The organism is Paenibacillus sp. FSL W8-0187 (genome assembly GCF_037969755.1).
In the GTDB taxonomy this organism is placed as follows: Bacteria; Bacillota; Bacilli; order Paenibacillales; family Paenibacillaceae; genus Paenibacillus_AQ.
The window spans coordinates 3,947,225-3,960,533 of the sequence record NZ_CP150206.1; the positions used below are offsets into that span (position 1 = coordinate 3,947,225).

General features: G+C 44.8%; 11 protein-coding genes and 1 pseudogene. 6 read left to right on the forward strand and 6 right to left on the reverse strand.

Annotated features, from left to right (window positions below):
* Positions 1-229: 229 nt before the first annotated feature.
* Positions 230-622: a metalloregulator ArsR/SmtB family transcription factor gene (locus MKY48_RS17545; RefSeq protein WP_339290074.1), complete on the forward strand. Its 393-nt coding sequence runs from the start codon at positions 230-232 to the stop codon at positions 620-622.
* Between the two features lie 51 nt (positions 623-673).
* Here the strand turns inward: MKY48_RS17545 and MKY48_RS17550 are convergent, their stop codons facing one another.
* Together MKY48_RS17550 and MKY48_RS17555 are read right to left on the reverse strand one after the other, a co-directional pair.
* Positions 674-2,572, reverse strand: a complete 1,899-nt coding sequence (locus MKY48_RS17550) for a heavy metal translocating P-type ATPase (RefSeq protein WP_339290076.1) — start codon at positions 2,570-2,572, stop codon at positions 674-676.
* Between the two features lie 134 nt (positions 2,573-2,706).
* Positions 2,707-2,925, reverse strand: coding sequence for a cation transporter (locus tag MKY48_RS17555; RefSeq protein WP_076321441.1), 219 nt, complete (start codon positions 2,923-2,925; stop codon positions 2,707-2,709).
* Positions 2,926-3,229: 304 nt separating this feature from the next.
* Here MKY48_RS17555 and MKY48_RS17560 point away from each other — a divergent pair, with 304 nt between their 5' ends.
* Complete coding sequence (locus tag MKY48_RS17560) at positions 3,230-4,183, forward strand: AraC family transcriptional regulator (RefSeq protein WP_339290078.1); 954 nt, start codon at positions 3,230-3,232, stop codon at positions 4,181-4,183.
* A 162-nt stretch (positions 4,184-4,345) separates the two neighbouring features.
* Here MKY48_RS17560 and MKY48_RS17565 read toward each other — a convergent pair whose 3' ends face one another.
* On the reverse strand, positions 4,346-5,296 hold the full coding sequence (locus tag MKY48_RS17565) for a LacI family DNA-binding transcriptional regulator (protein ID WP_339290080.1): 951 nt from the start codon (positions 5,294-5,296) through the stop codon (positions 4,346-4,348).
* A gap of 517 nt (positions 5,297-5,813) precedes the next feature.
* Positions 5,814-6,245, reverse strand: coding sequence for a DUF5946 family protein (locus MKY48_RS17570; protein WP_076321444.1), 432 nt, complete (start codon positions 6,243-6,245; stop codon positions 5,814-5,816).
* 154 nt (positions 6,246-6,399) lie between these two features.
* Here MKY48_RS17570 and MKY48_RS17575 point away from each other — a divergent pair.
* A pseudogene (locus tag MKY48_RS17575) lies at positions 6,400-7,315 on the forward strand (DMT family transporter).
* A gap of 125 nt (positions 7,316-7,440) precedes the next feature.
* Here the strand turns inward: MKY48_RS17575 and MKY48_RS17580 are convergent.
* Positions 7,441-8,277, reverse strand: coding sequence for an acyltransferase domain-containing protein (locus MKY48_RS17580; protein WP_339290082.1), 837 nt, complete (start codon positions 8,275-8,277; stop codon positions 7,441-7,443).
* A 256-nt stretch (positions 8,278-8,533) separates the two neighbouring features.
* Here MKY48_RS17580 and MKY48_RS17585 point away from each other — a divergent pair, with 256 nt between their 5' ends.
* Positions 8,534-9,448, forward strand: a complete 915-nt coding sequence (locus MKY48_RS17585) for a dihydrodipicolinate synthase family protein (protein ID WP_339290084.1) — start codon at positions 8,534-8,536, stop codon at positions 9,446-9,448.
* 249 nt (positions 9,449-9,697) lie between these two features.
* Here the strand turns inward: MKY48_RS17585 and MKY48_RS17590 are convergent, their stop codons facing one another.
* The gene (locus MKY48_RS17590) at positions 9,698-10,723 is read right to left on the reverse strand and encodes an SGNH/GDSL hydrolase family protein (RefSeq protein ID WP_339290086.1); all 1,026 of its coding nucleotides are present in this window, start codon (positions 10,721-10,723) and stop codon (positions 9,698-9,700) included.
* A gap of 267 nt (positions 10,724-10,990) precedes the next feature.
* Here MKY48_RS17590 and MKY48_RS17595 point away from each other — a divergent pair, with 267 nt between their 5' ends.
* Positions 10,991-12,052: a GntR family transcriptional regulator gene (locus tag MKY48_RS17595; RefSeq protein WP_339290088.1), complete on the forward strand. Its 1,062-nt coding sequence runs from the start codon at positions 10,991-10,993 to the stop codon at positions 12,050-12,052.
* 40 nt (positions 12,053-12,092) lie between these two features.
* Complete coding sequence (locus tag MKY48_RS17600; RefSeq protein WP_339290089.1) at positions 12,093-13,100, forward strand: GDSL-type esterase/lipase family protein; 1,008 nt, start codon at positions 12,093-12,095, stop codon at positions 13,098-13,100.
* Positions 13,101-13,309: the final 209 nt, after the last annotated feature.

The following is a 13,309-nucleotide window of genomic DNA, read 5'->3' on the forward strand; positions in this document are numbered from 1 at the left end:
ATCGCCACTCCTTTTCATATGTGTTGATCATATTTTGTTTACTAGTTAACATAATAGTTGATAATGATTCTCATTGTCAACTATCTTTTTGAGAATAACCGGGAATATACCGGTGATGGAAAGCAAAAGTCCCGGGATTCCTTGACTAGATATCAGATAATGCATAGGCTAAAATAGAATGAGCATACTGATCGTTTCATCAAATGAATACTTATTTGAAGGAGTGTCCATGAAAAAAGACAAGGAAATACTTCACGACCACGGACAAGATTTAAGCCATGCTTTAAAGCAAATGCCTGATGTGGAATATTTTCTGGACGGAGCCACCGTCTTTCAACAGCTTTGCGACGGCACACGTTTGCGAATCCTTTGGTTGCTCTGTCACTGCGAGGAGTGCGGAAACAATATTTCAGCCGCTCTTGGCATAAGTGCCGCTTCCGTTTCTCATCACTTGAAATTGCTGAAGCTTCACGGACTGATCAAAAGCAGACGTGCGGGGAAAGAAGTTTATTATTCACTCGCCGACAATGAAAGAGCACGACTGGTTCATCAAATGATCGATGATTTTTTTCAAATGACTTGTCCAAAGAAAGGAATTGCAGATCACAACCTCAATCGATAAAAAAGGAGGCGTGTTACTCACAGAATCTATCCGGTAACACCCCCCTCAACATTAAGCCAGCGCTCTCTCCCCTTGCTCTCGGGCTACTGTTTTTTGCGTATTGAGTTTTTTCACGTTGAGTGCCCGGATTGCGTTGATAATTGCAATGACGGATACTCCAACATCAGCAAATACTGCTCCCCACATGGTTGTGATGCCAAGCGCTCCCAGAACCAGTACAATTCCCTTGACACCCAGAGCAAAAATGATGTTTTGTTTGACGATACGGAGCGTTTTTTTGCTTATCTTCATCACGGTGGCGATTTTGGATGGCTCATCGGTCATGATCACAACATCCGCAGCTTCAATCGCCGCATCGGAACCCAAGCCGCCCATGGCTATGCCGATATCGGCGCGAGCAAGAACAGGTGCGTCATTGATGCCGTCACCGACAAAAGCCAGTTTTCCGTTGGCGCTTTTCTCCTTCATTAATTCTTCCATTCGTTCAACTTTATCCGCTGGCAACAACTCGGTATAGGCTTTGTCTAGTTTGAGCGTTGCGGCAACCTTTTTCCCCACGGCATCGGCATCACCGGTCAGCATAACGGTCTGCTTGATTCCTGCCGATCTCAAAGCTGCGATAGCGCGCGCAGCGTCCTCCTTAATTTCATCCTCAATGAGGATATATCCTATATACTCCTTGTTTACAGCCAGATGTACCACAGTACCTACAAGATTCTTTTCTTTGAAGGAGATGCGTTCACGTTTCATGAGCTTGGCGTTGCCCGCCAACACGACCTTGCCATCAATCACAGATTTCACACCATGACCGGCGATTTCTTCGATATCTTTGATGCGAGAGGAATCAATGGTTCTACCGAATGCCTTCTTGATACTTTGTGCGATAGGATGGTTGGAGTAATCCTCCGCATAGGCTGCCAATTCCAATAGCTCCGGACTTGTCATTTTGTCGGAATGCATCTCACTGACCACGAAGCTGCCTTTTGTCAGTGTACCGGTTTTATCAAACACGACCATCTCTGTTTTTGCCAGAGCCTCAAGATAGTTGCTTCCCTTCACTAAAACGCCGGATTTGGATGCCCCGCCGATTCCGCCAAAAAAGCTGAGCGGTACCGAAATAACCAAAGCACAGGGACAGGAAATGACAAGGAAGGTCAGCGCTCGTTCAACCCACATACCAAATGACTGACCTGTGATAAGCGGTGGAATGATGGCCAAAATGACCGCCGCGAAAACAACGATCGGCGTATAGTATCGAGCGAATTTTGTGATAAAGTTTTCACTCTTGCTCTTTTTGTCGGAAGAATTCTCAACTAGCTCCAGTATTTTCGCTACCGTAGACTGGCCGTATTCTTTGTTTACTTGGATTGTCAGTTTACCGGTTTGGTTGATGCAGCCGCTAATCACATTTTCTCCGGCATGTACTTCCCGCGGAACAGACTCTCCCGTAAGAGCTGATGTATCGATTGCGGAGAAACCGTCTGTAACAACACCGTCCAGAGGGATACGCTCTCCAGGCTTCACCACAACGATTTCATTAACCTGTACTTCTTCCGGGTCGACTTGTACCAATTCCCCATTTCTTAGCACATTGGCATAGTCGGGACGAATATCCATCAGTTCGGATATGGATCTGCGGGATTTGGAAACGGCATAGGATTGAAACAGTTCGCCGACTTGATAAAATAGCATAACAGCGATACCTTCTGAATACTCGCCAAGACAGAATGCCCCGATCGTGGCCACTGACATCAAGAAGTTCTCGTCGAAGACCTGTCCTCGAGAAATATTTCTTATCGCTTTCCAGATGATGTCTCCTCCAACGATGAGATATGTGGCGAGATATAGCAGAAATTCAGCGATGCCCTCTAACTTTAGCAGTAGTGCCGCTACGAAACCAACAGATGCAATAAGGATACGCACCAACTGTTTTACTTCCTTTTTTGACATGTCTCTATCCTCCTCCTATTTGAAAAAGCAGCGGCTGTATCATCACAACCACTGCTGAATCAAATAGCGCAATTTGAATGTGGCTAACCATGTTCATTCGTTATGGACCAAATCGAGAAACTTGCATCTATCCCTTAAGCCTCAATGGATACATCCGGTTCAAGTTTTTTTATAACCTTCTTGGATTCCTCAAGAACGGCATTAAATTTATCATCCGGAGCCTCCAGAATCATCCTCTGCCCCATAAAGTTAACTTTAACCTCGGTCACATCAGACAGCTTGCGAATACCATTTTCGATCTTCGCCGCGCAATTCGCACAATCCAGATTGCTCAGTTTATAAGTTTTTTTCATAAAAAAACTACTCCCTTCAAATATCGAATTTTTTATAACAATCAAACTATATATCAATCAAATGATCGTTTGATTGTTTAAAAGTATACTCTCTCCAATGTTTTTTTCAATAAAATGTGGAAAGTGAATCTGATTGGGCTAAAAGTTCGACGGTTTGGAATAATTTTTAACGATACTGTATGTAAACGAACTCCTACTGCCTATGGATTCCCAATGGAAACCCAAGACTCTCGGAAATTGTCTATTTGAATTCGTATATATTAAGATGGGGTATAGAAATAAAAATCGGAGGAGAAACCAACCTATGGGAGCATCTGCTTTTTCACATTTTAGTACAGGCATGATTGTTGCACGGAACCATGACCACATTGTTTATCAGCTGGATCCTAAGGATGGGCAAGGTACTGCCTCGGTGTATGCTGTAATGCCTGGTGTTGAGGTGATTAGCTTAAGCTTTCAGGCGAGCCGTTTTATACCAACACTTCACTCCAAACGTAACATTCTGGAACTAAATCACTGTCAAGAAGGACGAGCCGAGTGTAAAATGAAGGACGGGTGCCTGCAATATATAGGCGAAGGTGATTTGTTCATGAACACAATGAGCAACCACAGTGATTGCATTGAGCTTCCATTGGGCTGCTATAAAGGGATAAACATTACGATTGATTTGGAAAAGTTGGCAGAACAGTTGTCAGATTATTTGCCCGATCTTCCAATTGATGTTCAAGGAATGGCTACTCGTTTTTTTGTAAACGATGAGTGCTTTTTTATACAGGCCAAGGAAGAGATTCAGCATATCTTCTGTGGTATGTACTCGGTTCCTATCGAGGCCAAATCCACTTATTTCCGGCTTAAAGTACTAGAAATGTTAATATATCTTTATTACTTTGATATAGCCAGTGAGACACAAAAGACGATTTATGCAAGGCAGCAAGTTGATATTATCAAACAGATTCAAAAGAGAATGACAGAAGAATTTGAACGAAGATTTACGATTGAGGAACTAGCTCAGCAATACTGTATCAGTCCGACTGTACTAAAGACTACTTTCAAAGGAGTATACGGCGTTTCCATTGCGGCATATATGAAAGAATATCGGATCAGGCAGGCTGCTTCCATGTTACATAAGACTTCAAAAAGCATCGGGGATATTGCCTTGGCGGTGGGGTACAAAAGTCAGAGTAAATTCGGGGCTGCTTTTAAAGAGATTTATGAAATGAGTCCTCTCGAATATCGAAATCAAATCAGACTAAATTAACTTCCGTTGAATATTGGTAACTTCATAGATAAAACTTAAAAAGCCGCTATAATAGCGGCTTTTAATGAAACCATGTTTTTGCCCATCGACAAAGCTTTAAAACTCTTCTAAAACCTTGGATTTGTCGCCATTCCATCAGCATTATTAAAGATGAGCTCCTAACTATATCGATTGACGTACAATGATGTGGTAAGGAATCTCTACCTTATCCTTTGATTTCTCAATTGTAAGATCAAAGGCTTGTTCACCGACTTTCACCAATTGATGATCAACCGTAGACAGGTGCAGCCCAATTCCAACGGGCTGATTCTCTTGGCCAATGATCGCCAGATCCTCTGGCACCCCCAGTTGAATGCTCCTTGCATACTGATAAATGCCTGTCGCAACCTCATCGCCGTTCGCATAAACAGCGGTTGGTCTAAGATCCATATTAAGTAGTTGTTGTGCTGCTCTTACCCCGTCTTCAATGCTGTAGCAATCCGTGATATGGTATGCTGGCGACAGATCACCAAATATATACTGATACGCTTTTATTGTCAGCTGTGTACTATTACTCTCTTCTCCTCTTGCTGTCGTAAAAGCGACTCGTGAATGCCCTCTATCCTTTAACAGTTGAAACGTATCTACATAAGATGCATATCGATCCATGTAAGCACAGCCAATCTCAGGATGATCCGTAAACTCGCATGCGACGATCGTCCCATACTTGGTATATGGCATAATGGCATCCCAAGTGTTCGAACGAGAGGTAATGATAATTCCATCCAGTTGTTTATTTTTCAGCATATTTAAGCAGCTAAGCTCTTTTTCAGGATCGTACTTTGTAGGGAGAACCATCACGGAATAATCACGTTCAACCGATCGATTAAGTACACCATGAAGCAGTTGATCAAAGGCTTGATTGTTGTTGTACGGCATGATCACACCGATACTTCTTGTTTCCTTTCGGATTAAATCGACAGCTAAGCGATTTGGCGTATAGTCCATTTCATCAATCACACGCTGCACAGCTGCCCGCTTCGATTCAGATACATAAGGATGTTGATTCAGCACCCTTGATACGGTTGATACGGATACTCCTGCACGCTTTGCGATATCATTAATATTTGCCATTGTCACCTTCTCCTATATCTCACACTTCATACACTAGTCTTACACCAAATCAGCATGTAAAACAACAATCAGCTTCCCACAAGTGTAATCACACTAATGAGGACCTTAACCTAGATTGGCCGCTTATATCCAATATTCCTTGAAATACACAATTCCCCGGATGTTACATTTAGTTTGTACAATATAACTCTACTAAAAAAATCAAGAAATAAGCGCAAAAAAGACCCCACCGGTGCCGGAAGAGTCTTTGGTCGTAAAATGCATGTTGGATGTAGTAGACGCCTGGTTATCGAGCAGGCATTGATACTGAAGTTCGTATCCCTGATCAGAGGCATACTTGCGGATTGAACACACCACTTCGCGATCGAGAGTATTTCCCCTAAAAGGCGTCAGAGTCAGTATGCCGCAATCCGCAATTTGCGAATTCTTCCAAGAATAGATGCTGGCAGCGCTGACCCATCGGTTTTGCTCAAAAGAGCCGCACGCCGTTTGACTTGGTTCTGATTCGCATCATTCATCATAAAACAAGCGCTCCCATCTCTTTAAGCGTCGTACGACCCCACTGCTCAATGAGCTTACAATAGCTTTCGGCGTCATGCATCTGTACAGCTACGTCGGCAATCGTCATGGTCCAAGCCACCTTGGGGAGAGGCGGCGCATTCACTGGCCTTCGAATCCCCTTGGTGCTCCCTGGTCCTCTGGCCATATCTTGGCGAATCAACCCGGTTGCGTAGCCTTCTTCCAGATGCTTCCGTAATGCGGTTTGGACCCAGACATACATTTCATCGCTATAGCCTTCATGTTGAACCATGTAAGATGCAACAGTGAGAAAGTGAACCTGTCCATAGCTAGGATCAGTGAATTCAAGTGCCATAAATTCGTTAAAAATCGATTGACATGTATTCCCCATAGGTAGATGGGCACTGCATTTTTCGCAAGTATTCGACACGAAATCCCCTCCTAACAGCTTATAATCCCCTCTTTCCTTTAGAATCATAATCCTTAACCTTGCGAGAAAGTCAATACCTAAATGAATGGAGTCGCATGGAGCGATTCATTGATCTAAACCTAATATTCATCGGTATATCTTGGCAATTGACTTGATGAAATTATGGCACTATGCACTGATCGTTTTTTTAGGAGGCTGCAGTTATGGGGGTTTTGTCCACTTTTGTCAAATTGGCGTATGCAGCAGGTTTCACCGTGTCCGCTGTAACCGGAGGACAGTATCTCTTCGGTGTTGTGCTTACTTGGCTTGCCGTGTTATTTACTAAAAAGAAAAAACTGACTCGAATACAAACTTCAAGGCTTATCTTATCCGGAGTTCCATTCGGGTTAACGGGCATATTTTATTATCAAGCCTTACAAACTTTAAACGCATCTCTTGCTATCGTTTTTTTGTTCCAATTTGTTTGGATCGGAGCTTTGTTGGAGTGGGGATTCCATAAGAAAAAACCGACCAAGACGAAACTTATTTCCATAGCATTGCTTCTGGTTGGTTCCGTGTTGGCTGCCAATATCCTTTCTCAGGAACCCTTGGCGTTGTCATGGCAGGGAAGCTTTTTGGGAATGCTTGCGGCATTATCCTTTTCCACATTCGTTTTTTTGAGTGGGTCGGTTGAAAAGGAGACCCCTCCTATTCTAAAAAGCGCACTTCTTTCCACGGGAGGCGCATTGATCGTATTTATCGTATTTCCGCCAACGTTTTTGTTTGACTTGGATGTACTTATGGGAATCATTCCTTATGGATTAGCTCTGGGCATATTCGGCGGCGTCCTTCCACCACTTCTGTATTCGATTGGAATCCCGCATGTTGGTTCGGGATTGGGAACCATTCTTACGTCATCCGAATTGCCGGTTGTCGTTATGATGTCCTCTTTAGTGCTGGGAGAAGCCATAAGCTGGCCTCAGTGGATAGGGGTGATTATTATTCTATACGGGATTGTTACCAGTAACATTCGATTTGATATTTGGAACAAGAAATCTATAAATAGAGCTGACAACCATTATGTAAGCTAAATGTTTGTGTCCAAAAAACCCGCTAACCAAATGTGATATGCTCCTTTTCAAGTAGACAGCGTAAAAAAATATGAATCCCTCAGTTCAATTGAATAGAATTGAGGGACACTTGCTCTTTTTGCGTGTCACACCTCTTGATCAAAGTGGTTATTAGTTTCCGGCACATATATACCACAGCCCCGGCCAAGCTTTCCACCATTTTGTAAAAACGCTTTCGCTGCACACTGCAAACTCGTTCCCTCTCCATATTCGGAAGGAACCGCTGTGACTCGATTGAAGATTCGCTGCTCGGCTTCCCTCGATGCTTCATCGACCTCATAAATATGGAACAGCCGCTGAAAGCGTAGAATGTTCGATTCGGCTTTCAGGATATTATCAAGACCGGGATACAGCAGCCAAGAGCGGCAAGTGTAGATTGGCGGAATGCCTCTAAAGAATGCCCGGGCTAACGAAAAGGAGTGTTCCACCTCTTGCGGGGTTAGCGGCTCCCCTTCCGGGATGTGCACATTCAGCACGAGCTGATGCTTCTCCACTGTCAGGTTCCCTTCCTTTAAATCGCTTTCAAAAGCGATAGGCTGAAACTGCAGCCTGCCAAGGCGGAACAGCCGGAGCCGGACATGCTCTTGAAGCCAGTTGTACTCCTCAATGCCGTACTCGCCGTAATCCCGGTAACAAACCTCGCACCAAACCCGAATGTCCGAAAACGTATCGAAATAGATTTTGTCGGCGATTCCCCGAACTCGGTACTCCCCATAAGCATCAATGGAAAATCTCACGAAAAGGTAAAGCAGTTTTTGCCTGTACCCGGCTGCTCCTGTAGTATGCTGGAAGAATGAATGGCGATCCGTCTGAAAACGTTGCTTTAACTCCGCGTATTCACTCTCCTCCATGTCGTAGTCTACAATGATCCGGACAGCTACTTCCCCCAGTTGGATTCCTTTGCAAAACTCAAGTAAATGCATGAAATCATCACTCCCCTGAACGCACAGCAATGTCTGCCCTTTGACGAATACGCGAGGGGCAACCAGTGTTATGACATCTTGTTTGATTTTAAATCGGCTTCCACTGTTTTACGTATTAATAGCGTTGCCGTTCCCGTAATATTTTCGCAGAAAAATTGGCACTGCTAATTGATTGGAAATTGGCACTGTAAAGTAGTCCAATTCATTTCTTATAATCCAATTATAATTCTTCGCGATTGTAAAGGAGTGTCATTTCATGTTCCACGGATTATCTGCTTTTCCATTAACACCACTTAATGAGACGGGTATAGACGAACAGTCTATTGTGACATTGATACAACGTTTAGTTAACGCCGGCGTCGACTCCATTGGCGCGCTCGGCTCAACCGGAAATTATGCATACCTGGACCGGGATGAGCGGTCCCGTGTACTTCAACTTGTTATCCATTCAGCAGAAGGAATTCCCGTAATGACGAGTATAAGTGCGATCCGTACCCTTGATGTACTTCGATATGCTGAAGATGCACAAAAATTAGGGGCAAGCGCCGTCTTACTTGCTCCTTTCTCCTATCAAACACTAATGGATGAAGAGGTATTTAAACTCTACGAACAAGTGACCCGCTCACTTTCCGTACCATTATGTGTATATGATAATCCGAGTACCACCCATTTTCAATTTAGCGATGAGTTACATGGTCGGATTGCTGAACTACCAAACGTCAGTTCGATAAAGATCCCCGGAGTCCCTTCTGATTTAGCGGAAGCTAGATCGCGAGTTAACAATCTACGATCCGTAATTCCTCCCCATGTAACCATAGGGATCAGTGGAGATCCGTTTGGAGTCATTGGCTTGAGTGCAGGCTGTGAAGCGTGGTATTCAGCTCTCGCAGGGATATTTCCAAAAACTTGCCTCCAGTTAACTCGTTTGGTCCAGGCAGGGTATCTTGACGAAGCAAAACGATTATCGGACCTTCTAGACCCTCTATGGAAGCTATTCTTTAAATACGGTAGTCTTCGTGTTGTATCCACGGCAGCAGAAATCAGCGATTTTGTTTCAAGCCCAAGCCTTCCTCTGCCCTTACAGTCATTGAGCCCATCGGCCAGAAAAGATTTGGAGGCCATATTAGAAGATTTGCAGACATTAGAATCCCCCGATACTCCTTTTTTGTGATTTTTTTTAAAATAACTCGTCCCCTGTCATGCAGCAAATTCAAAAGTATAAAAACGACCGTCCCCATATTCAATCAGGGAGCGGTCGTTTTTAATTTCGATCTTCACGTTTCTTTTCCTCCGAAAGCTGCATTCTGGATCGAGCTGAATGAATCCATTTTTTCGGAAAATGACCCACGCTCCAGTTAATAGCATGATGCTGCTCATGTATTCGCCGCTCTGATTTAGCGACTCTGTTAAATCAATGATTTCAAAACACGCATTCCGTGGCGATCGACGGACGCTTAAGCAATTCCCATCCGGTCTTGGCGGATATAAAAGAGGCTAGTTCCCACCCCATTCGGTAATGCGTCTGATAGCCGGGATGATATCGGCCGCCCCATCCTTCCACCTCCGGATGAATCAACCCCAGATCAACTACGAATACCTTCCCGTTTCCGCTTTGATTGAAATAGGACACGACCTTATTCACGCTCGCAAGATAGTTGTTATTCATGGTTCCGACACAGCAAAAGACGTAGGGATCGTTATACTTTTCCTGGATAACCTGAATGAATTCAATATAAGCGGCAATATACGCCTCATCGTCAATTGGCGTAGAATAATCGTTCTGGCCCAAATTAATGACGATTCCATCAGGCATATACCGGGAAAAGTCCCATGGCGCCGTCCCTTTGCCGAGCGTCCCCGAAAAATGTTCCGGCAATCCTTGCTTGTTCCCTACCGCATCCTGCCAAACGCCAATTCCGCATATGGCCATCGTATGATATTCCGCATTCAACATTCTGGCGCTGATCCCGACATAGGACATGTATCCGTCGTCAAGATGCGGAGCTTCAGCGAGCACATGCGGATGACCGATCCCTGCTCCATCCGTGATGGAATCCCCAAAGTATTCAAGCCGGACAGGTTTTGCCGCGGGCGGGGCAAGGAAGCTTCCGCCGTCAGGCAGAGAAAAATGATGAAATGCTATACTTCCGGTGAGGATCCCCGTTCGCTTGTGGATCTCTAAAGTGTGTTCACCCTCCGGCAGCCCCTGTTCGATTATGTATTCATGTACCCCTTTCTTCAAATTGATCCAATTACGAGCGACACCGTCCACTACGATTTCAACATAATCCTGGCCGTCGGAATCCTCAGCCGTCATCGAGATGGCCGTACCTCGGAAGGCAACAAAAACCGCGCTGTTGACCCATCCGCATTTCGGCTTCTCTTTCTCGGTCAGATCAAATCTCCCCATCAGTCTGGCATATTTGGTAAAGTTAAACTCCAACATAAATCCCCCTCCAACTTTTGCATAGACTAACGAAATCCTTATAGCGTAAAATAAAGTATACATTATTTTGTTAATAACTATATTTATATTATCAATCGGTATACTTTTAGTCAATTACAAAGCAATGAACCCCCCTTAATTTATACGTATCATATGCATGAAATTCAAGATAACAGCCTTGATTTCAACGCATTAATAAAGTATACTTTTATAAAATCATTTGAAGTACCGTGATTAAGCACCAGTCTGTAAAAGAGGAGAATTTTTGTGAACGAGCCGAAGTACATGAAGGTAAAACAAGCGCTGCTGCATCAGATTCAAGTCGGCAAGCTTCGCTCTGGCAATAAGCTGCCGAATGAAGAAGATCTTATGAAACAATTTCATGTAAGCGGAATAACGATTCGAAAAGCAATGACGGAACTGGCCAACGAGGGCGTAATCACCAGAATCAAAAGAAAGGGCTCTTTTGTAAATGGAGATCAAGCCGCAGACCATTCGAGTCACTTGATCGCGTTCATTTTATCGGCGGAGGACAATTACGATGTATCGTATATGAAAATCATCAAAGGCGCCCAGCAAGTGGCCGCCGAATTCAATTACTCCTTAATCGTGGAATGGAGCAACGAAAATTTGGCCGTTGAACAAGCATCCATTCAGAAAATGCTGGACCGGAAAGTCGACGGCTTCTTGATTTATCCGTTCGATCCGATCCAGAGCAAGGATAACTACCTATTCATCGAACAAAATAACATCCCCTATCTATTGGTAGACCGGTACAATGTGGATCATCCCAGCTATTTTTCCGGATGCAACAATTATGACGGAGCGATCCTGGCTACCCGGGAGCTGATCCGTCTGAAGCACACCAAAATAAAGTTCGCAAGCTATCACTTCTTTCTTCATTCCGAGCAGGAGCGGTTCGCCGGCTATTGCAGCGCCATGCGTCAGGCAGGGTTTCCGTTAACCGACGATAACTTGCTGACCCGCGTGGACTATGACGCACTAGCCGACAGTATTTTGAAGCGGAATGTTACTGCTTTGTTTTGCTGCAATGACAAACTTGCCATAGAAATGATCGAGAAGCTGACGGACCGCGGCATTAGAATTCCGCAGGATGTTTCCATTATGGGATTCGACGATTGGGACCATTCCAGCAACCTGTCGATCGGTTTGTCTACCGTCCGGCAAGATTTCGAGGAAATCGGCAGAAACGCTGCGCATTTACTCCACCAAGTTATTCAAGGCAAAACTCTTGGAGGCAACACGAAAATATTGTCTGGCGTTTCTTTGGTGATTCGGGAGTCTACATGCAAGAACCCGTACGCATAAATTCTTTACTTAAATAGATCCTTGAAAGGAAGGTATGTTTATGAAATTCGACTTTTTGAATTTAAGTCTGAGACACGGGCTCTTCCATCAAGAGCCGGATGGCATCTCCTGTTTTCTTCCCGGAAGTGCGATAACTGTGCGCTTTCAAGGACGGGAAATAACGGCCGAGATAGAGGATGTCAACGGAGAGGGGAAAAGCTGGCTTAACGTCTATATCGACGATCTTCCGGTAAGGGTGATGAGAATCGATCCGGATAACCGGCTGTACCAGCTTGCGGATGACCTTGAGGACTCGCCACATACCTTAACGCTGCAGAAACGTACGGAAGCGGCATTCGGCAGCATTAAATTTACTGATTTGACGACAGAAAAAGGAACCTTTCTGAGCCCGCCAGCCCCTCTTCCCCACCAACTGCTCATCATTGGTGATTCGATCACGTGCGGCTTTGGTAACGAGGCGCAGATTCCCTGCGACTGCGATGCTTCACGCGAAAATATCGCGCTCGCTTACAGCTCGCTGACCGGTCAACTTTTAAATGCCGAAACTTTGATTGTGGGCGCGTCCGGCACGGGATGCTATCAGAATTTCGGCGGTGGCCAGGAAGGCCGCATGTCAGATTATTTCATGGAAACCATCTGTCCTGATCTCGATCAACAAGCCATGGATCCGTTTCATCCTGAAATGGTTGTCGTTAATCTCGGAACCAATGATTGGTCCGCGCCCATCGAGCCTGCGAATTACCTTGAACAATATCGCAAATTGACGGGTTTTATTCGCGATAGATATCCATCGGCCCCTTTGTTCTGCGCAATCGGTCCGATGACGCTGGATCCCGCTCCCCATTTGAAGGCTCTCGTCCAGCGTCTCCACGAAGAAGGCGACGACAACATTCATTTCGTGGAGTTTCCGCTCATCAAGCGGCCGGAAGACGGAATGGGAGGCTGCGGGCACCCCTCCGTCAAGAAGCATCGGCAAATGGCCGAACACCTGGCCGCGACGATCCGTCAGGTTATTTCCGGTCCTGCCCCGTTTACCGGAAGCCGTTAGAAAATAACAACAACCCGCCAAAAGAACCGCTTCCTATGCGAAGCGGTCCAATCTTATCAAGTACGATTTCGTCAAAATATCTATACATGCCTCATAATCACTTTCGATATATTTTGCGAGTTGATGCAGAAAGAAACGGACTAGCGTAAAGTCATACGCTAGTCCGTTTCTGTTTGTTCATTATTCGCCATTTTGAGCCGCTTTCGCTC